The 26,112-nt window shown below is 37.5% G+C and carries 17 protein-coding genes, 1 tRNA gene and 2 pseudogenes; 15 read left to right on the top strand and 5 right to left on the bottom strand.

The features are described from left to right. Nucleotides 1–85 precede the first annotated feature (85 nt). Nucleotides 86–1,597, bottom strand: coding sequence for a hypothetical protein (locus IPM92_11320; GenBank protein MBK9108923.1), 1,512 nt, complete (start codon nt 1,595–1,597; stop codon nt 86–88). 290 nt (nt 1,598–1,887) lie between these two features. Here IPM92_11320 and IPM92_11315 point away from each other — a divergent pair, with 290 nt between their 5' ends. The 11 genes and pseudogenes from IPM92_11315 (at nt 1,888) to IPM92_11265 (ending at nt 11,302) form a co-directional block, all read left to right on the top strand. Beyond that, nucleotides 1,888–4,107: an adenylate/guanylate cyclase domain-containing protein gene (locus IPM92_11315; GenBank protein MBK9108922.1), complete on the top strand. Its 2,220-nt coding sequence runs from the start codon at nt 1,888–1,890 to the stop codon at nt 4,105–4,107. Between the two features lie 71 nt (nt 4,108–4,178). Further along, entirely contained in the window at nt 4,179–5,036 is an 858-nt protein-coding gene (locus IPM92_11310; GenBank protein MBK9108921.1) for a pantoate--beta-alanine ligase, read from the top strand. 62 nt (nt 5,037–5,098) lie between these two features. Then, nucleotides 5,099–5,446, top strand: a complete 348-nt coding sequence (locus IPM92_11305; protein ID MBK9108920.1) for an aspartate 1-decarboxylase — start codon at nt 5,099–5,101, stop codon at nt 5,444–5,446. A gap of 7 nt (nt 5,447–5,453) precedes the next feature. Beyond that, nucleotides 5,454–6,503 carry a flippase-like domain-containing protein gene (locus IPM92_11300; protein MBK9108919.1) on the top strand — a complete coding sequence of 350 codons (1,050 nt, stop codon included), beginning with the start codon at nt 5,454–5,456 and terminating at the stop codon, nt 6,501–6,503. Beyond that, on the top strand, nt 6,503–6,991 hold the full coding sequence (rfaE2, locus tag IPM92_11295; protein MBK9108918.1) for a D-glycero-beta-D-manno-heptose 1-phosphate adenylyltransferase: 489 nt from the start codon (nt 6,503–6,505) through the stop codon (nt 6,989–6,991). The genes IPM92_11300 and rfaE2 overlap by 1 nt, the downstream gene beginning before the upstream one ends. Beyond that, nucleotides 6,988–7,776 carry a Nif3-like dinuclear metal center hexameric protein gene (locus tag IPM92_11290; GenBank protein MBK9108917.1) on the top strand — a complete coding sequence of 263 codons (789 nt, stop codon included), beginning with the start codon at nt 6,988–6,990 and terminating at the stop codon, nt 7,774–7,776. Before rfaE2 ends, IPM92_11290 begins: the two co-directional genes overlap by 4 nt. Nucleotides 7,777–7,778: 2 nt before the next feature. Further along, nucleotides 7,779–8,538: pseudogene (locus IPM92_11285) on the top strand (hypothetical protein). A 17-nt stretch (nt 8,539–8,555) separates the two neighbouring features. Then, entirely contained in the window at nt 8,556–10,058 is a 1,503-nt protein-coding gene (locus IPM92_11280) for a hypothetical protein (GenBank protein MBK9108916.1), read from the top strand. A gap of 60 nt (nt 10,059–10,118) precedes the next feature. Continuing rightward, nucleotides 10,119–10,192: transfer RNA gene (locus IPM92_11275), tRNA-Met, on the top strand. A gap of 225 nt (nt 10,193–10,417) precedes the next feature. Next, a complete protein-coding gene (locus IPM92_11270; GenBank protein ID MBK9108915.1) occupies nt 10,418–10,870 on the top strand; it encodes a hypothetical protein in 453 nt (150 codons plus the stop codon). Between the two features lie 33 nt (nt 10,871–10,903). After that, entirely contained in the window at nt 10,904–11,302 is a 399-nt protein-coding gene (locus IPM92_11265; GenBank protein ID MBK9108914.1) for a gamma-glutamylcyclotransferase, read from the top strand. A 13-nt stretch (nt 11,303–11,315) separates the two neighbouring features. Here IPM92_11265 and IPM92_11260 read toward each other — a convergent pair whose 3' ends face one another. Further along, the gene (locus IPM92_11260) at nt 11,316–13,508 is read right to left on the bottom strand and encodes a hypothetical protein (protein ID MBK9108913.1); all 2,193 of its coding nucleotides are present in this window, start codon (nt 13,506–13,508) and stop codon (nt 11,316–11,318) included. Between the two features lie 365 nt (nt 13,509–13,873). On the opposite strand from IPM92_11260, the gene IPM92_11255 reads away from it, so the two are divergent. The 3 genes from IPM92_11255 (at nt 13,874) to IPM92_11245 (ending at nt 17,621) form a co-directional block, all read left to right on the top strand. Beyond that, on the top strand, nt 13,874–14,641 hold the full coding sequence (locus IPM92_11255) for a metallophosphoesterase (GenBank protein ID MBK9108912.1): 768 nt from the start codon (nt 13,874–13,876) through the stop codon (nt 14,639–14,641). Further along, nucleotides 14,638–15,396 carry a 5'-nucleotidase C-terminal domain-containing protein gene (locus IPM92_11250; GenBank protein ID MBK9108911.1) on the top strand — a complete coding sequence of 253 codons (759 nt, stop codon included), beginning with the start codon at nt 14,638–14,640 and terminating at the stop codon, nt 15,394–15,396. Before IPM92_11255 ends, IPM92_11250 begins: the two co-directional genes overlap by 4 nt. Before the next feature lie 227 nt (nt 15,397–15,623). After that, on the top strand, nt 15,624–17,621 hold the full coding sequence (locus IPM92_11245) for a tetratricopeptide repeat protein (protein ID MBK9108910.1): 1,998 nt from the start codon (nt 15,624–15,626) through the stop codon (nt 17,619–17,621). Between the two features lie 925 nt (nt 17,622–18,546). Here IPM92_11245 and IPM92_11240 read toward each other — a convergent pair. Further along, complete coding sequence (locus IPM92_11240) at nt 18,547–20,637, bottom strand: carboxy terminal-processing peptidase (GenBank protein MBK9108909.1); 2,091 nt, start codon at nt 20,635–20,637, stop codon at nt 18,547–18,549. Nucleotides 20,638–20,912: 275 nt separating this feature from the next. Then, nucleotides 20,913–21,302 (bottom strand): DUF393 domain-containing protein, encoded by a 390-nt coding sequence (locus tag IPM92_11235; protein MBK9108908.1) that lies wholly within the window; start codon nt 21,300–21,302, stop codon nt 20,913–20,915. A 176-nt stretch (nt 21,303–21,478) separates the two neighbouring features. On the opposite strand from IPM92_11235, the pseudogene IPM92_11230 reads away from it, so the two are divergent. Further along, a pseudogene (locus IPM92_11230) lies at nt 21,479–23,765 on the top strand (sodium-translocating pyrophosphatase). A 558-nt stretch (nt 23,766–24,323) separates the two neighbouring features. On the opposite strand, the gene IPM92_11225 reads toward IPM92_11230, so the two are convergent. Further along, nucleotides 24,324–25,862, bottom strand: a complete 1,539-nt coding sequence (locus IPM92_11225) for a glycine--tRNA ligase (protein MBK9108907.1) — start codon at nt 25,860–25,862, stop codon at nt 24,324–24,326. Between the last annotated feature and the right edge of the window lie 250 nt (nt 25,863–26,112).

Below are 26,112 nucleotides of genomic sequence, written 5' to 3'. Positions count from 1 at the left end.
TAGTAAGGCCAATTGAAAGTGAATATTCAACAATATCCTGAGGACGATCCTGAGAATTTACTTATTACTGCTTACTCCTAAATCACTAGTTCCCTATCCAAATTTTTCCGGAATTCAGGAGTTCTTCTGTTTTTTTATTGAACAAAAGGTAAATGTAAAGCCCAGGTGCAAAAAGCTTCTTATCAATTACAGGCTCATTGATCCACATCCTTCCATTCATATCCACAAGGTGCAACTCAAAGTCAATGGTAAGATTTTCGAATGTAAAAAAAGGGCCGGAGTCCAAAAGCTTATATTTGTTAGATCCTTTTGGATTAGCTACTTCTGTGAAATTAAATTTCTCAAAACAACCCATATCATATTTGCCACGTTGTGGCCTGGGATTGTTTAGAAGATCAACTTTAACCAAATCTGAAACTTCATTCGTGCCAGCATCAATGGCCGCAGATGTTTCGCTCAATTCAAAATTATTATTTGTAATATTTTCAAAAACTCCAAATAAACTTGAAGTTGATATTGAATTCTGATCATGTCCCATCGCCTTCCACATAGCGAAATTGATATAACTGGCACCTTGATCAACCGTCATTTTATCGGTAAGTAAATTATAATCTCCGAAATAATTGGTGCAACTCGATTCGATGTCGAGCGACCCTTTTGCAGAAGCACTCAGTAGTATATTATTTTTAACAAATAAACTATCACCATCGATCGCTAAAATACACCATTGAGATGCCGCTGGTACAATGACCGTGTTGTTATAAATTTTAACATCATTACAACCGGTTGCAGCATCTCCATGAAACAAAGTGATTCCGTTGCCTCCGCCTCCTGAACCATTATTGTAAAGGAGATTGTTGTAAACCTGTGAATAATAAATACCTTGCAAATTGAGTCCTATTCGATTGTTGTAACAAATATTGTTATAAATTTTTACATCTATAGAAATTCCGGGACTTCCACTGCTTAAATCTGGGTTTAATTGAATACCCGCCGCTTTTGAATTTCCGTAACATAGGTTAAACCGGATTACAACGCGATCGCTATTATTTGAAACGTAGATGCCATGTTCACCATAAGAATTTTTACATAAGTTAGATTCTGCCAAGAAATCATCCGTATATCCGGTAAATATTCCGCGGTAACAACTATCCACCTCGCAATCCCTAATGGTGATGTGATTAGCGAGTACAGCCCTGATTCCATCTTCACCGGAGCCAACGGGGTCTGATATTTTCTGCACTTTAAATCCAACGACCTGAATATAGTGAGATCCCTCTATATTTAGACCATCGAATCCGCGACCGCAAGATTGATTAATAATCACATTCCTACCCTTCGCAAAATAAACGATTTCTTTTCCCGGCTCTCCGCTGTTTTTATAAAAATGGTCAAAGCCCTTATACAATCCATCATAAACCAGCACACTGTCTCCTGCCTTTACTTTGTTGGTTGCCGTTTGAATCGTTTTAAATGCTGTATTAAAACTAAGGCCATCGTTAGTATCATTGCCATTGAACTTGACATGATAATTCACTGCCCAAGTCAAGGTGCTCAGGTACAAAAAAAACACACTAAATGCGATGGAGGATTTCATAAATTTACAAATAAGCTGATGAATAATTCTAAAATTAAGGTGCTAAATCCAAAAATGCATGGGTGAGCAAGACTGGATAACAGCTAAATGAGCCTTTTGGGCGCTTGTTTGCTGCTTATCCGCTCCAAATATAATGAACTAAATTGAATGTTTAAATCATCCGCAATAATAATTGGCAAGGCCTGCTATAAATCGTTTGATTTTCAATGAAATTTGAATACAAATACAAACTTAGATTATTGAGCTCTGTTAGTTGCCTATATTTACGTGAATTTCCAATCTAAATGGAATTGCCTACAAGACAATTAGCAGCCATATTGTTCTCAGATATTTCCGGTTTTACAGCCGTCATGGAAATCAATGAAGAGAAGGCTATGCAAATGCTTGCGAAAAACCGCGAAATACATAAACAGGTAGTTACCCATTTTGGAGGCACCCTGATCAAGGAAATAGGAGATGGGATGCTTTGTCGCTTCGACACCATCACACAATCGCTTGATGCAGCACTTGAATTACAAAAAAAAGTAAAGGAACATCAGGGATTACATTTGGGCATTGGCATTCATGCCGGTGAAATCATTTATAAGGAGAAAGACATTTTTGGCGACGCTGTAAATCTTGCATCGCGTATTCAATCTCTTAGCAAAGCTGGTTCAATTCTTGTAACTGATAAAATTTATCAGGAGATTACTAATAAGAAGCAATATCAAATAAAACTTCTTGGAAGTTTTCATTTTAAAAATGTTCAAAATCCAACTCTGGTATATGCTATAACGAATGAAGGCATTTATGTTCCGCTTAAAAAAGAAATATCCGGCAAACTTAAAACCCCCACATCTGCTTATCAAAAAATTGTTTTATCCATCGCCATAACTGCTGCAATTATTTATTTTTCATGGTTTCAATTCTTTCCAAAATCAATTAACATAACATCGGAAATAACAGAAATTCCAATTGTTTATGTTTCCACATTTGAGAATAAATCAACAGATTCGAGTTTGAATTATTTTGGGTATATGGCACGCGATTGGATGAATCAGGGATTTATTGAAACAGGAAAGATCTCTGTTATTAAAGAAGATGCATATCAAAAATCAACAAAACCCATTCATCACATTCCTGCTTCTGCAAATACACATATTAAAGGAATTATTTATGAATTCTCGGAAAATGAATATATGATTACCGTTGAAGTGGTTGATGTTATTACAGACCAGATAAAGTACGCCATCAAGTCTTCTCATTTTACGAAAAAAGATTTTAATAAAACATTGGAGGATCTTTCGCAACAACTACTTGGTTATTTTCTTTCAGGAGAAACTAAATTGACCCAAGGACAACTTCCACCCAAATACAATGCCTATGAAACTTATTTAAAGGGACAGCAGACGCCATCTTTTCAAAGTTATCAGAAACTCCAGTTTTTTCTGAAAGCAATTGAATTGGATAGCACATTTGTAAACCCCTATTTTTCAATCCTGGAACTAGCCAGCACCTGGGGTTATCAGAATTTGACGGACTCGACAATATTGCTACTTGAAAAAAGATCAGCCATGCTTTCAGAGTTCCAATTTCTACAATTTGAAGCATACAAAGCGCGTATTCGAGGTGATCTTGAGCGTAGCTCTGATCTCCAGTGGAAACTTTACACCCAATATAAAGTGGAATCCGGTGCTACCAAAGCAATTTATTATGATGTATCCTCAAACAAAGCTACAGATGCTGTCTATAAATATCACCAATATCGTCCGATCAACAAATCTATTCTAACGAGCAATTATAAAGAACAGGCTTACCTTGGTGAAGTGTATGAAGCTTATTGTGCATTGGAACAATTTGATTCTGTAATTTACTGGATCCACAAAAATAAAATTCCCGTATTACATTTCACGGTTGCACTTGCACACCTTGAAGCAACTTTGCATCTTAAAAAATGGGTTGCGTTAGATAGTCTTCTGGAAAGTTATACCAACAATCTTAATGTTGATCAACAGCTTTATACTAAACCAGCACTTTATTGGAAAATATGTAGTGAACTTTTTTTGCTTCAGGAAACTGAAAAACTTTCACATTATTTGAATTTGATGGAAAAGGTAAATGAAGAGAACCCTGCAAATATGTTTTACCATTACTATAAAGGTATGGCCTTGTTTTTAAAAGGAAATTATCAAGACGCAGCCAGAGAACAAGTTTTACATTATGATCAAACGCCTCAATTCAGGTTCTTCATTGCATTTCCAGCTATTTGTTATCTCAAATCCGAACAGCTCGATAAAGCAAAAGAATGGATGAAAAAAATTCAATCTATTGGAAGCGGATATCCCGGACAGCTTGAATACGCAAATGCTGTGTTTTATTGCCATTTGAAAAATTATGAGAAAGCCATGTATCATTTGAGCCGCGCATTATCTCAGGGTTATGAATTTGATTTTTATAGTTACCAAAATGATTTTCTTTTGAAGGACCTCTTTTCTTATAAAGCCTTTTTGGATTTTACAAAAGCTAAATAAATAAGAAGTTAATGAAATTCATTTCATTTAAAATCATTGAAACTTAACACTTACAAAGTTTAATTAAAAACATGCAAGTCTTTACGCGTATTGATCAAATAAGAAACAGCCTCCATTCACATCGAGAAAATAATAAACGCATCACTTTTATTCCAACTATGGGAGCCTTACATGATGGCCATATGTCATTGATTCGAATGGGTCAACAAAACGCAGACATCACTGTATGTAGCATTTTTGTAAATCCTACCCAGTTTAACAATGCTAAAGACCTTCAAAGTTATCCCCGGATGTTGGAAAAAGATGTAAAAATGCTTGAAGCGTTTCATTGCGACATTTTATTTGCACCAGATGCATCCGAGGTTTATCCTGAAGGATTGGAGACCCGTCTCCATTTGAAGCTGGGAAAATTGGATCAGGTCATGGAGGGTCAATTCAGACCCGGACATTTTGAGGGAATGTTGCAGGTTGTCAAACGGTTGTTAGATATCATTCAGCCCGATGATCTCATCATGGGCCAGAAAGACTTTCAGCAATTTACCTTAGTTCGGTTCATGCTGAGCGAGCTTGGAATCCCAACCAAACTCCTCATTGCTCCTACATTGCGCGAAAAGGATGGACTTGCTATGAGTTCCAGAAATATCCGATTAAGTGCCGAAATGCGAGAAGTGGCACCCGTAATTTTTAAGAACCTCGAATATTTAAAGTCTCATTTTGAAAGCATGGACGTGTGTGACCTAAGCCAGGAAGTCATGGAAAATTTGGATCGGGCAGGACTCAAAGCGGAATACGTCGAAATCGTGGATGGCGACCTTCTGGAATTGGTTGAAAACCCTGAAAATCACAGGAATATTGTGGCCTGTATAGCTGCATGGGCAGGAGAAGTGCGTTTAATTGATAATTTGTACTTAAAAGGAGGTCCGAATTGAACTATTTGGCTTCAATCTGACTTATTGGAGGTGAATTCTATTTTTAAGCTAATTTTGCACCGATGTTCCTGCAATTTTTTAAATCAAAAATCCATCGCGCCAAGGTTACAGAAGCGAATCTGAACTATGTGGGAAGTATTACCATTGACGAAGTTTTGATGAATGCCGCCAATTTATTTGAAGGAGAAAAAGTCCAGGTGGTCAATAATAACAATGGAGAACGCTTTGAAACTTACGTGATCAAAGGGGAAGCAAATTCAGGCATGATTTACTTAAATGGAGCAGCAGCCCGAAAGGCTGAAGTTGGAGATATTATCATTGTCATATCTTATGCTTTCATGACACCCGAAGAAGCAAAAACATTCCATCCCGTTTCTGTACATGTTGATGACAACAACCGCATAAAGTAACTTTAGTTTGCCAGCCCAACTCAAAAATGTTCTCAAGCTCCTGCTGTTTTTAGGCATCGGCATATCTATTATGTACTATTTATACACGCAAAATCAACTTGCATATTTAGAACATTGCAAAAAAGAAGCAATTCCAGCCGAGCAATGTAATTTGCTCCAAAAGCTCACTGAAGATTTTCGCCAACTTAACTATTTTTGGATTTCTCTGATATTTGTAGGATTTGCAATGACTAATTATTCGAGAGCAAAAAGATGGCAAATCATCCTGGAAACTATGGAGTATCGGACTCGCTTTGCAAATGCCTACAGTTCCATATTTATTGCCTATTTGGCCAATCTTGGATTCCCGAGAATTGGTGAATTTGTAAGAGCCGGAGTCTTTTCAAAACAGGAAAATATTCCTTTTGATAAAGTTTTTGGATCCGTGGTATTAGATCGCATCGCAGATATGATCACTTTTTCGTTATTGGTATTACTCGCTTTTGCTTTGGATTGGAATACCTTTCAAATATTTTTTACAAAATTCGCCAGCTTACCGGGAGTACATGTGAATGGCTTGTTGTTGGGTATTGTCATTTTAGCCTTTTTTGCACTTTGGTTATTGAGAGAAAGTTTGTTGAAATTAAAAGTAATCCAAAAAATGATCCAGGTTTTAGATGGAATTTGGGAAGGTGTTAAGTCAATTCGGAATTTACAAAAAAGGAATGCATTTATATTTCATACCATTATGATTTGGGTTTGGTTTTTTTTGATGTTCGTGTTTGCATGTAAGGCGTATCAAGCTACATCCGGGTTAAACTTCGTTCAAATGCTGGTGGTTTATGTTTTTGGAAGTTTTGGTGTATTTATTCCTTCACCCGGAGGTATGGGTACCTTTCATTATTTGGTCATCGTATCTTTAGGACTTTATGGAATTCACCAGGCTGATGCTTTTTCATTTGCCAATATTGCCTTTACCTGGGGACAATTTTTAGCACTATTGGTGTTTGGAACTGCGAGCCTTATTTGGGTAAATTGGAAAACGAAATCTGGGATTCCCTCAAATGATCCGAAATAATGTATTTGAGACTATCTTCTAAATATAAGACCATAGACGAGCTTCAAAAGCTAAAGCTCGAGTGGAATGATGAAGGCCTGAAATGCGTATTTACGAATGGTTGCTTCGACATCTTACATGAAGGCCATGTCCGCTATCTTGAAGAAGCAAGATTATTGGGCGATAAACTAATCGTTGGGATTAATGGAGATCAAAGTGTAAGAAGATTAAAAGGGCCAACAAGGCCAATCAATTTTCAGCAAAGCAGAGCAATCGTACTTTCGGCCTTACAGTCAGTTGATGCCGTTATCATTTTTGAAGAAGACACACCTGAAAACCTGATTCAAAAAATAAATCCGGAAGTGTTGGTTAAAGGTGGAGATTGGAAAGTGGACCAGATCGTTGGTGCTGACCACGTGTTGAATATGGGTGGACAGGTATTTTCACTTACTTTTCATCAGGGATTTTCAACCAGTTTGATCGTTCAAAAAATGAAATCTGAAAAATGACAAAAATTCAGGATCTGACTGATTTTCTTGAAGGGATTGCACCATTGAATCTTCAGGAGACCTATGACAATGCCGGGCTTATTTATGGGGATAAATCCTGGGAAATCAAGGGTGTTCTTTGCTGTTTGGATGCAACTGAAGAAATTTTACATGAGGCCAAGCAAAGGAACTGCAATTTGATTGTCAGCCACCACCCCATCATTTTTAAAGGCTTAAAACAAATACAATATCAACATTATGTTGACAAAGCAATCATTTACGCAATTAAAAATGATATTGCCATTTATGCTATTCATACCAACCTGGACAATGTTCTCGAAAATGGAGTTAATCAAAGAATTGCCAAACGATTGAATCTCAGCAATTTGCAAATTTTGGCTTCAAAACCAAACCATACAGATATCGGAACCGGTATTTTGGGAATTTTAGAAAAACCATTAAGGCCTGCTGATTTTCTTACATTTCTTAAATTACAAATGCAAACCCAAATTATCAGGCACACGGCTTTGTCCTCTCAGCAAATAAGTAAAGTAGCCATAACAGGAGGTTCTGGGGCTTTTTGGATAAAGACAGCAATTGCAGCTGGTGCTGATGCCTATGTTACAGCTGATGTGAAATATCACGAATTCTTTGAAGCAAATGGTGAGATTCTCCTTTGCGACATTGGTCATTATGAAAGCGAACAATTCACGATAGAGTTGTTATACGAACACATTTCGGAAAAATTTCGTAATTTTGCATCCCATTGTGCTAATTTGAATACAAATCCAATACAATATTTTTAATTATGTCTAAAAATACGCCACAGGCTGATGTGCCTATAGCATTGAAACTCAAGCAATTGTATGAACTACAGCAAATTGATTCTGAGGTAGACAAATTGCATATTATCAAAGGAGAGCTACCCGTTGCTGTCAGTGATTTGGAAGACGAGCTGGCCGGATTAAATACCCGAATCCAGAAATTAGAAACTTCCATCACGGATATGGACCAGGATATTGCCAACCATAAAGGGAATATGAAGCAATCCGAAGAACTCATTAAAAAGTACGAAAAACAGCTCAACTCTGTAAAAAACAACAGAGAATATGATGCTTTAAATAAAGAGATCAACTTGCAGCGTCTTGAAATCCAACTTTCTGAGAAAAAGGCCAAGGAAATTGTGGAGCAAATCAAATTAAAAAAAAGCTACTCTTGACACTGTTAATGAAAGATTGGGGCACAAACAAAAAGAGCTTGAAGAAAAGAAAGAGGAGCTGGGTAAAATCATTGAAAAAACGGAAAAAGAAGAATTAACCCTTAGTAAAAAGTCAGAGAAAGGGCGTAAAAATATTGAAGTAAGATTACTCAATGCTTACGACAAAATCCGCCATCGTTACCGCAATGGTTTGGCTGTTGTTACCATTAAAAGAAATGCGTGTGGAGGGTGCTTTAACCAAATACCACCTCAAGTTCAGCTGGAGATCGGGCTTCGCAAAAAGATTATTGCCTGCGAACACTGCGGCCGCGTTTTAGTTGATGACCAGATCATGGAAGGGGATATCTGATAGATGATCACAAAGCCATGAACCGTCATCAAACTTTATGGCTAATCCTGTTTGTTATTATTGCAAATTCCTTTGGGCAAAAGATTATTGCTAATGATTATTGCCAGTTTGACCATGAGGTCCGAAAAATCTATGCTGACATTCTCCAGCTTAATTTTGAAATCGCTGAAAAACAGCTGGCTAAAATAGCCAATTCAGAAATCCATCATCGGAATAAAGCTTATTTGTTATTAGAAAATGAATTGGATTTTTTCAAACTTTTTATTCTCGATGACAAAGGTGATTTTGAAAAAAGAAAGTCACATAGGGAACGTAGGCTTAAAATTTTAGAAAAAAGTGATTTAGAAGATACCTGGAAAAGTTTTCTGATGGCTGAAATTGATTTACACTGGGCGTTAGTGTATATGAAGCAACAGGAGCAGCTTAAAGGAATTCAATTATTGTATGGCTCCAAATTGCTTTTGGATAAAAAATCTGCACAATACCCTGCGTTTTATTACTATAAAAAATCACTTGGTATCCTTCAAGCACTCTTAGGAACCATACCTCCAGAATATCAATGGGCCAGTCGTTTGGTTGGGTTGGATGGCAATATCAGACAGGGAAAAGAAACCCTTCATCAGTTTATTATTGCCAGTCAGCAAGACAAAGGTTTTTTTTTGGAAGAAGCTTATGCTGCGAATAGCTTTATCATGTGTTATTTAGAGCATAAACCCAAGGAAGCTTTTCAATATTGGGTGAATAAAACACACCGACAAGAACAAGGGCCTATTTTCGCATGGGTTCACGCAAAAATCGCATTGCGAGCAGGTTTTAATGATGGTGCCCGTATGGTATTTAGCGTGCTGCCTCAAGACCATTTTGAAAAACTTCCATATTTATACTACTTACAGGGATTAAGTGAATTGCAGGCATTGCAAACTAGCTCAGACCAATATTTTGCTTTATTTCTAAAATCAAATACAGGCCTTAACTACATCAAAGAAGCCTGGCAAAAAAGAGCCTGGAATGCATTACTACAGGGCAACCAAACCGCATATAAGTTATATATGTCTCAATGCCTTGTACAAGGTGTTGCTCAAATTGATGAAGATCAACAAGCTTACCTGGACGCCAAATCTGCTCATCTGCCAGACACTATTTTATTGAAAGCCAGATTATTATGTGATGGGGGTTATATTGAAAAAGCAGAAAAATATCTCTTAAATCAGGCAACTAAGCTTCAAGATGATCCTGAAAAGAAATTGGAATACAATTACCGTTTAGCCAGAATTTATCATCTCGGACAGAAAAACGACCAAGCCTTGAGGTATTATCAAACAGTAATGCTGACGGGACCCGAAAACTCATATCTGGTTTGTAATGCCCATTTACAAGTAGGGATTATCATGGAACTCCGATATAATCGGACAGAAGCAGAAATGAATTTTAACAAAGTTTTGAAGTTAAAGCCCGATAAATACAAGAATTCCTTGCATCAAAAGGCAAAAGCCGGACTGACAAGATTGCGTTCAAAATAATTGCACAGGTGGCCGAGGAAACCTATTTTTGCATCCCCATTCGGACAAAAGTTCTTTTTTGGCGTGGTAGCTCAGCCGGTTAGAGCGTGCGATTCATAATCGCAAGGTCGAGAGTTCAAGTCTCTCTCACGCTACTCAGCTTTTCATAACATAGGGCTCTGGCCCTATGTTATGCATTATGACTAGTTCAATCCCGCACTATACACCACCCCATAAAATTTTTCCTAGTTAGAATAAATGAAGGGATTACTTAAATAAACTATAAGAGTTATTGCGGCTTGATTTATTATTTTTGAGTAGATTAACTCATTGAAATGGCCTTCTATTATATCCTGAAATCAAGTTTTATTTTGGCGTATTTGGCAAATATCTTTACAATTTTAACGGGTTTAATTGCCTTTATAGGTTCGATTATCGCCATTTGTGAATATAGAAGAAATAATCTAATTAAACGCGCAGAATTTTATACCTCGGTCTTTAAAATGTTATTTATTGATGATACTTTTAAGAAGATAAGAGATAAACTCGATGAGATTTATGAATATGAGAAATCTAATGTAACCGATGAAATATTTAATCAAATTACCAATGACCCTAAGTTGGAAACAGAATTAGTAAAGTATTTTAATTTTTTAGAATATGTGATCACTTTAAAGGAGGTTCTGAAAGCATTAAATGAAAATGAATTTAACAGCTTACTTAACTATCAATTAAAATCGTATTCTAAAATAAAAGGCTTGAAAAAATATTGCGAATATGGTTTTGAAAGTCTCAATAGGGAGTTAGAAAAGATTAAAAAATCAGATAAATGAACTATTCTATTTTAGCTTTTGTTAAATTAGTCTATGACCAATAAATATCTTTTTACCTATGGGACGCTGAATCCTGAAGCCGAACTTTTAAATTCATTTGCGCTACCTTACAAGCTTGTAGGGAAAGCCTTTGTTTTTGGAAAAAAAGTAATAAATTCCGAATACCCGGCAGTAATTAAATCGAACAAAGAATCAGGAGAAAAAATATTCGGCTACATTCTCGAATTCAATCATCAAGATGATGCCTTTTTAAAGCTGGATAAATATGAAGAATATTATCCCGGGAAACCTAACAATTCACTTTATTTAAGAGAACTAACACATGCTTACCTAACTGAATCACAAGAGAAAGTGGAATGTTGGATTTATTGGGGTAATGAGAAAAATCCGAATTTATTGAAGACTACATCATCTTCAGATTTGAGAGTATAAAATATTTCTAATTTTAATGCACATATAAAAGATAAGATTCAATATCTTTCAGCGATTCTCCCCTTATAATATATATTCCATTCGCTAAGCTTTCCAGTTGTTTCAAATCATTACAAAGTTTTTTACCATCAATGGTCCAAACTGAATAAGTCCCCTTCTCCTTACAGTTGTTAGTTAGAATTTGGGCTCCACTTCCCTTTCGAAATTGGATCGTCTTTAGTTGCGTATGACTTGATTGCATATCTTTAAATAAATTGCAACTTTTATAATACCTGCCATTCCATACACAATCCCCTTTTTTGACCGATACTCTTAAATTATTAAAATACGGTGCCATTAATTCAACATAAGCTCCCGCAGACCCATTCGACCATTGAATCTCATAGTCAGCCGGATTAATCAACTGACCATTGGTTTCAAACAAACCGATGATAAACTGACAAGCACCACCACAAATAGTCTTACAAATCGACGCCGGATAATTTAGTTGATGCAACTCATCATAATCATCCTCGCACGATGAAAGTATAAATTTCATTTCACTACATGGACCGGAACATTCTATGTTCACGGTATCCTTGATTTTTTGCTCACAGATATCTGCAAACTCAATAGATTTGGGTCTTCCTGTTTTCCAACTGTAATATTTATAGGTAACAGTCAAAATATCATCCTTAAAAAGGAGGATAGGGTTTTGATTTTGCAAAGTGTATTCCGGATGATTGGAATTTTTTGAAATATTCCAAAACAATTCACGTTCTCGAATCTTGGTTTGAATAAGATTTGAATTGCCGTCGACAGCTGAAATTTGAATCATCCCATTTGGCATACATTCTTTTTCTAAAAAAATCATACAGGGGTCGATGATACAGGGACTTACATAGATGTCAAAAGTATCTGTGACTTCGCAATCGTTGTTATAAGATCTCAAAATATAACGCGTATTTTTAGCTGGGCTGGCTTTGGGATTCGGGCATGAAGTACAGCTTAGTCCTTCTTTCGGAGACCATTCGTATTGATACGCCGAATCAAATTTTTTGATCATTTCTATGGAATCTTTCAGACAAATGCTGTCTGCTCTAAAATTAAATTCCAGACCGGGTTCTTTCAGTATAAATTGCCGAACAATGGTATCACTACAGGGTTCTTTTGACTCTACTATAAGTTGAATTTTAAGAAGTCCGGTTTCGCTGGTCGTTAGAACCGGATTCTGCAAATCAGATGTTTGAGTCTGTCCATTTATATTGAATTCCCAAAAATATTTTTCCAGGGTTGAAAATGGATCCGTTGATTTATTCTGCATTTGCAGTGTAATTGGTTTTCGGCATTCCTTAAAGCTCAAATCAAAATCTGCAATAGGTGTTGAATTGCAGATGCGTACATTGATTTGAAAATCTCTTCTGAGGACAGATAGTAATTTTCCATTGCGATATTCTTCTACGCAATAGGCAATGAGATATTGGGCAATGATAGGTTCTGCGAATCCTGCCATATAACCAGTTGCGGCGCCAATTTGAAGCGGAGGAGTTCCTCCAATCATATCTGAAAGGCTGTAGGCACCACTGAATACCACGAGATCATAAGGCGGATTGGAAGGCGTGGCAGGCCGTGGATTCAATTGATCGGCCCCGAGATAAGGCGTACACATGCGGTAAACTAAAGAATCCCCATCAGCATCTTTTGCTTTAAGATCAAATGCAATGGGTAGACCACCGCATATATATATGGGTGGATAAGACCCAAGTTGTGGACTGGAATTGCATTGGATCAATGCTTCTTCTGATATTTCAAGGGTGTAAGTCGCACCGGATTCCAAAGGATCCACAATATTGCGGATGGTATAATTTCTGCAACATCTTTGGTAAGCCAAAATATAACCACCCTGAATGAAGGGCAGCTCCACCGTATCTATGTAGGAGGTTGTATGCACACAGACATCGCCACCAACAATTCCGCAGGTTTTTGATAAAACCTCATTCAAAGTATCGTCTTGTCTGAAGTCCATGAGCAGACGCCCAACATTCCCCAATTGCGATTGGAGACGACCTTGATGATCAAATATACCCATAGCTGCGGGGTTATCAAATTGTGCTGCTGGATTTCCATTTAAGCAATCTCTTCTAAGTGTAAGTGTGATCTCGTATAACTGATTTCCTAAACACCGGTATGTGATATCTCCACCTACAATATGAGTCGCATTGGTCACAGGTAAAATAAAAATACTGGCTAAAAAATAAAGGAGACTTTGAAAATACCAGAAAAAGACTGAGCGGATAAAAGAGCTCTATTAAAAATATACGGGATTTTGTTTAATAACATCTTCTTTATTTTAGACTCGCTAAATATACAACAATCTCCTTACAGACACTCGTTTTGCGAGTTTGGCTGCCTGAATAAGTGTTAAAGTTACAAACCACTCAAGTTAATAGGACCTCTTATGTGTGCTACTTGAAGTGTAGTATCTTTAAGCCACAATTATTCAACAACCTTAACAATTTATATTGATTTATGAAATGTCCAATGTTCTCATTTAACCGAGTCAGTAATTTTTCATTTCTGCTAAGCTACATTTTGATTCCTGCGTTGTTAATTACTGCTTGTTCCGGTTCAAAAAATTTAAATCACACTTCAAATGATGAAATCGTTTCCTTTGCCATCATTCAGATTAATGATTTTTACGAAATTGCTCCTCTTGAAAATGGAAAAATTGGGGGCGCAGCAAGGATTGCCAGTTTAAGAAAAAAAGTACTCAAAGATTTTCCAAATACCTATACTGTTCTTGCCGGTGACTTCCTCAGTCCGAGTTTATTGGGCACGCTCAAATGGGAAGGCGAACGCATCCGCGGAAAACAAATGGTTGAAGCCTTAAACTTATTAGGATTGGACCTTGCGACCTTTGGAAACCATGAATTTGATATTGATATGGCCTCCCTTCAAAAGCGGCTCAACGAATCGAAATTTGATTGGGTCTCCTCGAATGTTTTGCAGGTAAACAACGGACAAAAAGCCCCATTTACCATCCAGCAGAATGGAAATACACGGTCCATCCCAAAAAATAAAATAATCAGATTTTCTAATGCAAAAGGAAAGACGATTCGCATTGGATTTGTAGCCCCTTGTTTGCCTGCCAATAAAACTGATTTTGTGTATTACGAAGATATTTATACAAGTACTGAACAACAATTAAAAATCATCAAAGACAGCGTTGATTTTATCATTTCACTCAGCCATCTCAATAAAGAAGACGATTTAGCCATGGCTAAAAAATATCCTGAAATTAATTTGATATTGGGCGGACACGAGCACGAAAATATGAAATATGAAATTGGAAAACGGTGATGACCAAAGCGGATGCCAATGCAAAAACAGCCTATCTTCACAAAGTCCATTTCAACACCAACAAGAAATCATTTACTTTAAAATCTGAACTTGTCAAATTAGATGAACATATTGTATTAGATCCCGAAGTTCAAAACCTGGTTACCCAATGGAAATCCATAGAATATAAAATCATCCGCGAAATGGGATTTGAACCCGATGAAGTTTTGATGAAACTTTCAACTCCTTATGATGCAAGAGAACAAACGACGCGAAATAATCAATGCCCGTTTGGTGAATTAATTGCCAAATCCATGTTGGCAGCTTATTCCGGAGCTGATGCGGCCATCCTAAATTCAGGAGGCATCCGCGTAGACGACATGTTGAGCGGTAGTTTATCACAATACGATATTCTCAGGTCATTGCCTTATGGAGGTTCAGTCCTTTTAGTGAGTATAAAAGGATCTTTGCTCAGAAACGTACTAAATGTTGGAGAAAAGAATAAAGGTTCAGGCGGCTATCTACAACGATATCGATTGACTCAAAATTCAAATGATCAATGGTTTGTTGGTACAGAACTCTTAAAAGATGAAGCTTGGTATAAGCTTGTCATTAATGATTTTCTAATGACGGGAAAAGAAAAAGGCCTCGATTTTCTTACACGCCAAAATCCGGAAATCAAAATTTTAAGCGAAGCTGATCCGAAAGATAAAAATGCACTGACAAATGATATCAGGAGTGTGATTATTGATTATATAAAGAAAGGGGGGAAGTGATCGCTTTAAGGATTTACATTTCTTTTCGATAATTACAATATGAACACTGTAAGAATATATTTTTTGTAATCATTTGAAGAAATCTATTGAGAAACAAACGAGAATACTTCTGACATTAACTTTATAGTAAGTATATTATTGATTGGCATAACAATTTGAAAATTATTGGACCATTCATCAAAAAATAATCTATTTTGCAGTAACAAAATAGGAATAGACTTAAGTATATGAAAGAAGAAAAGAAAACCAAAACGAAGCAAACCAAGCCTGTTGCACAAAATGAACTTGTTCGTGGTGCAACTTCCTTCTTTGAATCCAGGATCCAAATTACAAGGCTGCTTCCAGCCCTTGCAATTGCCTTAACATTCATTGGTTATATTCCATCGTTAAGTGCCGAATTCGTCAACTGGGACGACCAGGACTATGCCAGCAACAATCCACTGATTCATAATTTTTCAAACTTTTTAAAATTTTTTACAACCCCGGTTCAAGGAAATTATCATCCATTGACCATGATCAGTCTAGCATTTAATTATGCGATCTCCGGATTGAATCCATTCAGTTATCATCTGGTCAATGTTTTATTCCACCTCGCGAATGTGTTTCTTGTTTTTAAATTTATAAATGGATTGCTTCCCGGAAAAATATTTATTGCATTCAGTGTAGCATTATTTTTTGGCGTGCATCCCATGCATGTCGAATCAGTAGCCTGGGTTTCAGAACGCAAAGATGTGCTTTATACTTTTTTCTTTTTATTGGGATTCATTCAATATTTAAAATATATCGATCTAAATTCGAAGAGGAACTATTGGTATTGCTTTCTTTTCTTCTGTCTATCCATCATGTCCAAGCCAGCTGCGATTATTTTTCCTGCAGTCCTTTTCACATTGGACTTTTATAGAAATCGGCCATTTAGTTTCTCGATCATTAAAGATAAAATTCCGTTTGGACTCATTGCTGCATTCTTTTTATACCTGACTCTTCATGCCCAAACCAGTGCGGGAGCAACACCCACTTCAGAATTTTATACCTGGGACACAAGGATATTTTTTCCCTTTTATGGATACATGATGTATATCTACAAAATGTTTTTACCTATAGGGCTAACTGCTTTTTATCCCCTGCCTCCTATTAATGAGGGACTCAAAACAGCTTATTATATTGGACCGATCGTTTTTTTATTATCCTCTTATTGGTCATACAAAACATGGAAACAGAATCGCGAAGTAACTTTTGGTTTTGCATTTTATTTGGTCAATTTATTTTTAGTCTTGCAATTATTTTTGGTCGGTAGTGCGATCATAGCCGAACGCTATACTTACGTTCCCTACATAGGTTTGTTCTTTGTATTCAGCTGGTGCTTAGAAAAAATGCTCTCACAAAAGAAGAACTTAGCATATGGTTTGGTGATCGGCGCAGGTCTTATTTGTACGGGATTAACTTACAAACATGCAACGACCTGGCAGAACACCGGAAGCTTATGGGACAATGCTATACGATCCTATCCGGGAGCCAAAGCATATACCAACCGGGCTTATCTTTATCAACAACAGGGCCAGCTGGAAAAGGCTTTGCAACATTATCAAACCTCATTAAAATACAATGTGATTGATGCGGAAGTGTATTACAATATGGGCGTCATTTATTTTAATCTCAATAAAGATAGTTTTGCTTTGACTTCCTACGGCACTGCATTACAATACAAACCCGAATATGAAGAAGCATTTAATGGCAGAGGTTCTGTTTATGCCAGAATGGGACAACACGAAAAAGCTTACGCTGATTTTAACAAATGTCTGAGCCTGGACCCCAATTATGCACTAGCCTACAAAAACAGGGCTTCATCCTATTTCATTGAAAATAAATACGACTCTGCTATTGTAGATTACAAAAGATATATCGCCTTAAATAAATCGGATGTGGAAGGCGTTTCGAATTTATGTGTCGTTTATTTAAACAAAGGAGATAATGAAGAAGCTATTAAAATCTGCGATCAGGCCATTCAACAAGATCCCAAATTTGCAAAAGCATATACGAATGCCGGAGCCGCTTATATTAATCTCAATAATTTTCCTAAAGCCATTGAATACCTCAGTAAAAGTTTTACACTGGATTCCATAAGTGAAGAAAATTTGAAATTCCTCAGTCTGGCATATTTAAAAAATGGAGATACAACCAAAGCCTATTCCATTTTTGAATATGCGCAGAAGTTGAAGGCCAGATAGATAGGAGAGTTTGTTCGTTGTTGGTTTGTTATTAAACACTGCCGGCTTCAGCCGGGTTGATACCCTGAAACTCAATAACGAAAAGTTAAATTGAACCTGTGGTAAGTTGAATTTTAAATCTTTATATGAATAGGAATGGGTTTCAACCCATTCCGCATTGGGAAAGAAGTTGATAGTTGTTAGTTGTTGGTGGTTAGGAGTTCGATGTTGATTTGAAAGATTCATCCGTTTATCATCTATTTCATAAATTGAAATTTTCATGTTACGTAAATCTCATTTATACATTGCCGGCTTCAGCCGGGTTGATAACCTGAAATCCAATAACGAAAAGTTAAATTGAACCTGTAGTAAGTTGAATTTTAAATCTAAATATGAATAGGAATGGGTTTCAACCCATTCCGCATCGGGAAAGAAGTTGTTAGTTGTTAGTTGTTAGGAGATCGATGTTGATTTGAAAGATTCATCCGTTTGTCGTCTATTTCATAAATTGAAATTTTCATGTTACATAAATCTCATTTATACATTGCCGGCTTCAGCCGGGTTGATACCCTAAAACCCAATAACGAAAAGTTAAATTGAACCTGTGGTAAGTTGAATTTTAAATCTTAATATGAATAGGAATGGGTTTCAACCCATTCCGTATCGGGAGGATGTTATTTGTTTTCAATTTGATGAGATAGATCTCCGATTTAACTTCCGTCCGGAAAACGGAGTTTTCCTATCGCTCCAGCGTATCCCGCTTTGAAAAAATTTGGCGTGTAGATTTTGCACGAATAAAGCGGGATACGCAGAGCTGGTTATAAAATAGCTTTCATCTTAAGCTTGAAATCCTCCAACAACTAACATCTAACATCTATCAACTACCAACTAAAAAGGCCCAATGTCAAAACAACATTGAGCCCGAATAATACTGATTTTGGAATTGTTACTTGCGCAGGTCCCTGAGTATGTTGATGGACTCTGCTACATAAATATCTTTGGAAAGATTTTTAAGAAAATCTTCATTGCGTGCAATCCTCGAAGAGTCTGCATTGATATATGCCATATCTGATTTTAGATTTTCGCAGATCAAACCCTGGATAGGGTTGTCGAGAATTTTCTCAAACTTTTTGGCATCTTCATTTCTTTTATCATACCAGGCTTTGTATTTTTTATATTCAAGTGGTATGACGGTTTCTTCTCTGGTTTTGGCCAGGCGTTTTGCGTTTTCGTCGATGAGCTTAAATGTTTGATTCTCTTTTACGCGTTCATTGCTTTTTTTGCGTAAATCCTCGAGGTTTTTTACTACAAATACATTTTGATTGTAATTCTGTTTTTCAATCACATCATACTGGAGTGGATGATCGTATTCTTTTTCTCCATTGATGATATAACTATAGGTATCGGGTAATAGAATATCCGGATCAACACCTTTTAATTGAACGGAACCTCCATTGACGCGATAATACTTTTGTATGGTGACTTTCATTTCGCCCAGCGGTCTCATATTTGCATAGGGAGTAAGCTGGTCTAAATTTCTGAATTGTTGAACTGTTCCTTTGCCAAACGTAGGTTCACCCCCGACAATAATTGCTCTTTTATAATCCTGAAGACAGGCACTGATGATTTCGGAAGCTGAGGCACTGTTTGAATTCACAAGGATTACTAATGGACCATCAAAATGCACTTTTGGATCCGGATCATTGTAAGCTCTTGCACCTTTTTTATCTCTCACTTGAACGACGGGACCTTCAGGAATAAACAAGCCCGACATATCTACAACTTCTTGTAAAGAACCACCACCGTTATTTCGCAAATCGAGAATAATACTTTCCGCACCTTCTGCTTTTAACTTGGCAATTTCTTCAGCAATATCTTTTGCCGCCGATGGACTGTTGGCATCGTTGAAATCTGCATAGAATCGGGGCAATCGAATGAACCCAACTTTCTCCTGGATCCCATCGAGCTTTAACATCGCTGATTTGGCAAATCCTTCATCCATAATCACTTCATCGCGAACGATGGTAATGGATTTCACTTCGCCGCCTTGTTTTTTTACTTTTAATGTGACTTTTGTTCCTTTCTTCCCCCTTATTTTACTAACCACATCGTCAATTCTCATGCCTTTTATGTCAACTTCATCTTTACCATCCTGTTGAACACCCATGATGATATCATTGGCTTCGAGCTCACCCTGCCGGCCGGCAGGACCACCCGGAACAATGGAAGATACTTTTGTATACTCTCTTTCTGTTTGTAATCGCGCACCGATTCCTTCCAGTTTTCCAGACATGTTAATATTAAAATCTTCCTTTTCTTTAGGATTCAGATAATCTGTGTGAGGATCGTATAAATGGATAAAAGTATTTACAAATAATTCAAATCGGTCTGATCTCCTTACTTGTCGCAGGCGATCAAAAAATCCGTCTAAATTATCTTTTACAGCTTTATCAATTTCCATTCGTATGGAATCATCAGGTCTTTTTTTGTTTTCTTTTTCCAAAGCGGCTAATTCATCAAAATAGCGATTCAGTTTTTCGTGTTTAACAGACCTGCGCCAGTAATCCTTCATTGCTTTTTCATCAGCAGGCCAGGATCGTTTGTCTGAATCAAATTCGAATTCTTCGTCTTTTGTAAAATCAAAAGGCATACCGATGACTTCTTTATAGTAAGATTCTGAATTAGCAATTCCCTGATCGAGCAACTGCAATGCCAAATCAAAGAATTCAACTTTTCCTTCTTTAAAATGATCATCCAGATCCTTTTTATATTTTTCTAATTGTTTGACGTCCTTATGGGTATAAAATCTTTTTCCCAGATCCATGTTGTCTAAAAAATCCTTAAAAGCTTTTTCTGAAAAAGCATCATCGACCACTGGCGGAGCATAATGAAATCTTTGCGAACTTTCATAGATCAGTTTTAACAAGTGGCTTTCCTTGGAAGTCGGCTCGTGTTGAGGCTGGCGGCAATTTCCGGTGAAATAAAATACGAGAACCAATATCGGCAGTAATAAAAACCAATTTCTTTTTGAATTCATCTTCTTCTTCATTTTGTAAATAACATATCTAACAATAATCCTGGCAAAACGATTATGCAAACTGCCAAAGTTTATAAAAGCTTTAACAAATATGCGACCGCTGTGCTCAATTATTCAATTTACCAACACAAATATACTACGAATTGTTTCGTAGATGTCAATTATTTTCAAATTGTGACCGTATTTGGAAGGAACTTAATATTGAAGATTGAGAATAGATTCAGCTTCCCTTTGTTTCCCGCAGATTTGCGCGGATTTTGCGCAGATTAAATTATTTAAGTTCTTACTTTCATGTCACATTGATTCCTTTTACCAAACCACTTATATCTGTTTTTTGCGATATAATTATAAACCGCATCGCGCAGCCATTTTGGAATAATATAGGCCAAAATAATAAGCTTATGTATTCCTCCGAGTCCCAGGCCCGTTTGTATAATGGCCTCTGAGGCAAAAAACCATTTTCCAGACTTATACAACAAAACCGAATCCGGAAAATCCTCCATTTTTACATGTAATGGAAGGCTGATTTTTCCGTTTTTAAAATCCGAAAGGGTAAACATCAAAAATTTTTGGTTTTTATCCCTTTTGCGAAGCCAACTGCATAATTTTGAGCATAATAGACATTCGCCATCATAAAACAAATAGATTTGTTTCGAACTCTCCATAACTAGTAAACACTGGAAAGGCATTCCGGATCACAGCAGTGAGATTAAATTGATATTTTATTTAGCTTTATCCCAATATAAACAACTGAATAACAAATAGATAATTATAAAAAAGCCAGTTTGATGGGCTGTTTTCTCATTTCTTTATACTTTTGTGCCGCCTAATTCAAAAAATAATGGAAAACCTCATTTACTATTTACCCGCATTTGGAATCATCGGACTCCTTTACATGGCCTACTTGTATAATTGGGTCTCTAAACAGGATTCAGGAAATGAAAAGATGAAATTTATCTCCAACAACATCGCAGAAGGTGCCATGGCTTTCTTAAAGCAGAGTACCGGGTACTTGCAATATATGTCGTTGTAGCTGGTGGTTTACTTGGATTTCTGAGTTTTATGGTACCCACAACGCATTGGACCATCGTGGTTGCTTTTATCATTGGTGCTCTATTTTCTGTAATTGCCGGATTTATTGGAATGAAGGTTGCCACGCGTGCAAACGTCAGGACTACCCAAGCTGCAAGAAGTTCTTTGGTTAAAGCATTAAATGTTTCTTTCAAAGGGGGTACCGTGATGGGTCTCGGAGTGGCCAGTTTGGCTGTTTTGGGTTTGAGTGTTTTATTTGCTTTTCTGTTTTACAATTTCATGGGTGGAAGTTGGTCCGGAGCCGAGGTAAAAGGCGTGAACTTAGCCGCCGGTGAAGTGATGACGGTGATCCTGGAAATCCTCGCCGGATTCTCCCTGGGTGCAGAATCCATTGCACTGTTTGCAAGAGTTGGAGGTGGTATATATACCAAAGCTGCTGATGTGGGTGCTGACTTGGTAGGAAAAGTTGAAAAAGGTATCCCGGAAGACGATCCGCGCAATCCTGCCACGATTGCTGATAATGTTGGCGACAATGTTGGAGACGTTGCTGGTATGGGTGCTGATTTGTTTGGTTCATACGTGGCCACAGTTTTGGCTGCAATGGTTCTTGGAAATTATGTCATACGCGATATGGGTGGCGACATTAGCGCTACCGATGCTTTCAGGGGTCTGGGACCGATACTCTTACCCATGTTCATTGCATGTATAGGTTTGATATTTTCTATTATTGGAACATTCTTCGTAAATATAAAAGATGAAAGTGCAAAAGAACAACAAGTTCAAAATGCACTGAATATGGGTAACTGGGTTGCAATGGCTTTAACAGCTATCGCTTCTTATTTCTGTATCCAATGGATGTTGCCTGCCACCATGAAAATGAATTTTTTCGGAATAGGCATTCAGGATGTGACTTCCTTACAAGTCTTTTATGTTGTCCTTGTTGGTTTATTTGTCGGAACAGCCATTTCATACCTCACCGAATATTATACGGGGCTTGGAAGAGGTCCGGTCAATGATATCGTTCAAAAATCAGGAACCGGAGCTGCCACAAACATCATTGGAGGTTTGAGCAATGGTATGATGAGTACGGCCTTTGCGGTGCTCATTTTTGCTGCTGCCATCTGGATCAGTTATTCATTGGCAGGTTTTTATGGTGTTGCGATTGCAGCTTCTGCTATGATGGCAACTACTGCCATGCAATTGGCAGTTGATGCATTTGGACCCATTGCAGACAATGCAGGAGGGATCGCCGAAATGGCGGAATTACCTAAAGAAGTAAGAGTTCGCACAGATATACTCGATTCTGTAGGAAATACTACTGCAGCTATAGGTAAAGGCTTTGCAATTGCCTCTGCAGCTTTGACCGCCTTAGGATTGTTTGCAGCTTATGTGACTTTTACAGGTATTGACGGTATCAATATTTTCAAAGCAGATGTATTGGCCGCTCTCTTTGTTGGAGGGATGATTCCCGTTGTGTTTTCTGCACTTGCCATGCGATCTGTGGGAACAGCAGCAATGGATATGGTGAATGAAGTTCGTCGCCAGTTCAGAGAAATACCCGGTATCATGGAAGGCACAGCTACTCCTGAATACGGACGTTGTGTTGAAATTTCTACGAAAGCAGCTTTACAACAAATGATTTTACCCGGAGCGATCACTTTGATATCGCCCATCATTATAGGATTTGTAATGGGCCCTGAAGCTTTGGGCGCTTATATGGCCGGAGTGTGCGTAAGCGGGGTGGTTTGGGCCGTGCCTGGGATAATGCTAAAAAATCATTTGAAGCAGGCGTTATGATCGACGGACAAGTTTACCACAAAGGTTCAGAACCTCATAAAGCAGCCGTCATTGGAGATACTGTTGGAGATCCTTTCAAAGATACTTCCGGTCCGTCCATGAATATTCTCATCAAACTCACTTGTTTGGTTGGATTGGTCTTAGCGCCCATCTTAGGTATGAAATCCGGTAAGGGACATGGATATGTTCCGGAATCTGAAAACCGCAAAGAACAATATCAACAGATCAGTCATCAAACACCAACGAATTTGTGTTGGGTGGATGGGAAGTGTTGGGATATCCCTGATATTGAATTATAGATAAACCCATTTTGGTTCCACAGTAAAATGAAAAACTAACATTTGTTAGTTAAATTATACTGTCAAAAGCTTTAAGGGGCATTCTAATATAGAATTCTGGAAAAGAAAATAAAGCCTCTATATCTGTGTACCAGGAGTCAATGGTAAAGGGTTAAGAGTCAATATAAGAAATTGCAATTTATATCATACGTTCTTTAGTATAATATATCTTTAATCTTCCCGACAGTATCACCACCCATTTACTTAAAATTTCTTCATGTCGAGACTCCGTACTCCATGTAGCGTACCTACGGCACACGGTGAGGTGTTCTTCTACCTTTTTTATCAATATTTTGTCCCTATGTGATATGAGCAAGGGTCAAGGGTTAATAGTCATCCCGACAGAAGAAGTCTTTTATTGACAATAACTTAATGATGTCGGGAGCTCAAAGTAATATTCTTTAATAAAGTCAATATTCTAAAAATAGTTTAAAATTATGAAACTAACACACGTTAGCAAGTGTTACTCTCTACAAGCCTACAAGCCTACAAGCCTACAAGCCTACAAGCCTACAAGCCTCACAATAATTTCCGCCAAGAAATCTTCTCCATAATTTTACTTTCTATGTCTTGGATGGAAACCCGTTCCTGCTTCAGACTATCCCGATCGCGAAGCGTAACCGTATCATCTTGCAAGGTATCGAAATCAATCGTCACACAATAAGGTGTACCAATAGCATCTTGTCTGCGGTATCGGCGGCCGATCGCGTCTTTCTCGTCATACTGACATTGAAAACTAAATCGAAGGGTTTCAAAGATATTCCTTGCTTTTTCTACCAATTCCGGTTTGTTTTTCAATAAGGGTAGAATAGCGCATTTAACAGGAGCTAAAACGGGATGCAATTTTAATACTACCCGCGTTGAGGCTTCTCCCTCTGCATCCGGCACTTCCTCTTCTTTATAGGCATCGCTCAACATTGCCAAAAACATCCGGTCGCAGCCAATAGATGTTTCAACTACATATGGAATGTAGTTTTCATTGAGCTCCGGATCGAAATACTGCAGTTTTTTTCCGGACAGTTCCTGATGGCTTTTTAAATCAAAGTCGGTGCGCGAATGGATGCCCTCCAATTCTTTAAATCCAAATGGAAATTCAAATTGGATATCTACGGCTGCATTCGCATAATGCGCTAGATTATCGTGATCGTGGAATTTGAGTTTGGATGAACTCGTGCCCAAAGCAAGATGCCAGTTCATCCGCTTTTCTTTCCAATGTTTATACCACTTCATTTCGTCACCCGGCTTTACGAAAAACTGCATTTCCATTTGTTCAAATTCGCGCATGCGGAAAATAAACTGACGCGCGACAATTTCATTACGGAAAGCCTTTCCTATTTGTGCAATTCCAAATGGAATTTTTTGTCTGCTTGTTTTTGAAACATTTAAAAAGTTGACAAAAATGCCCTGTGCTGTTTCCGGTCTTAAATACAATTTACCCTCTTCTCCAGCGATGTTTCCCAACTGCGTATTGAACATCAGATTAAACTGTCTCACTTCCGTCCAGTTTCTAGAACCGGTATCCGGATCAACAATTTCACAATCTTCAATCAACTGTTTTAAGCCAGGCATATCACCTGCAGTCATGGCATCTGCCAATCTTTTGCTTATTTGATCAGCCTTTGCCTGAATTTCTAGAACTCGTGGGTTGGTTTGTCTATAAAGGCTTTCATCAAAACTCTCCCCAAATCGATTGCGCGCTTTTTCAACTTCTTTCTCCAATTTAGCAGTCAATTTATCGACATGGTCTTCGATCAATTGATCCGCCCTATATCTCTTTTTGGAATCTTTATTGTCGACCAACGGATCATTGAATGCGTCAACATGCCCGGAAGCCTTCCAAGTTTTTGGGTGCATAAAAATCGCAGCATCCAGTCCGACGATGTTCTGATGCATCTGCACCATACTTTTCCACCAATACTCTTTGATGTTGTTCTTTAAAGCTATTCCATTCGGACCGTAATCATAAACGGCGCTGAGTCCGTCGTAAATTTCAGATGAGGGATAAATGAATCCGTATTCTTTACAATGTGCTGTTAGTTTTTTAAATAAATCTTCCACGGTGTTAGTTGCTAGATGTTGGTTGTTAGTTGATAGATGTTAGTTGTTGGTTGATAGAATTGGTGTGAGAACAAAATGAAAATAACTACAATTTATAATTCGTTTGGAAAACAGAGTTTTCCTATCACTCGAGCGGAGTCTGAAGACTACGCTCAGCTGCGTTGTTAGTTTTTGGAATAAATTTTCCACGGTGTTAGTTGCTTGTTGTTAGTTGTTGGTTGTTGGTTGTTGGTTTGTCGAAAATAATAAT

Source organism: Saprospiraceae bacterium (assembly GCA_016719615.1).
Classification (GTDB): domain Bacteria; phylum Bacteroidota; class Bacteroidia; order Chitinophagales; family Saprospiraceae; genus Vicinibacter.
Note: the sequence above shows the minus strand (reverse complement) of the source record. Positions and strands in the feature narration are given on the sequence as shown.

Bases quoted from the DNA above. Each gene is read 5' to 3' on its own strand.
- IPM92_11320 (MBK9108923.1), bottom strand. From the start codon at position 1,597: ATGAAATCCTCCATCGCATTTAGTGTGTTTTTTTTGTACCTGAGCACC.
- IPM92_11265 (MBK9108914.1), top strand. From the start codon at position 10,904: ATGACCAATAAATATCTTTTTACCTATGGGACGCTGAATCCTGAAGCC.
- IPM92_11310 (MBK9108921.1), top strand. From the start codon at position 4,179: ATGCAAGTCTTTACGCGTATTGATCAAATAAGAAACAGCCTCCATTCA.
- IPM92_11235 (MBK9108908.1), bottom strand. From the start codon at position 21,302: ATGGAGAGTTCGAAACAAATCTATTTGTTTTATGATGGCGAATGTCTA.
- IPM92_11245 (MBK9108910.1), top strand. From the start codon at position 15,624: ATGAAAGAAGAAAAGAAAACCAAAACGAAGCAAACCAAGCCTGTTGCA.
- IPM92_11290 (MBK9108917.1), top strand. From the start codon at position 6,988: ATGACAAAAATTCAGGATCTGACTGATTTTCTTGAAGGGATTGCACCA.
- IPM92_11305 (MBK9108920.1), top strand. From the start codon at position 5,099: ATGTTCCTGCAATTTTTTAAATCAAAAATCCATCGCGCCAAGGTTACA.
- rfaE2 (MBK9108918.1), top strand. From the start codon at position 6,503: ATGTATTTGAGACTATCTTCTAAATATAAGACCATAGACGAGCTTCAA.
- IPM92_11240 (MBK9108909.1), bottom strand. From the start codon at position 20,637: ATGAATTCAAAAAGAAATTGGTTTTTATTACTGCCGATATTGGTTCTC.
- IPM92_11280 (MBK9108916.1), top strand. From the start codon at position 8,556: ATGAACCGTCATCAAACTTTATGGCTAATCCTGTTTGTTATTATTGCA.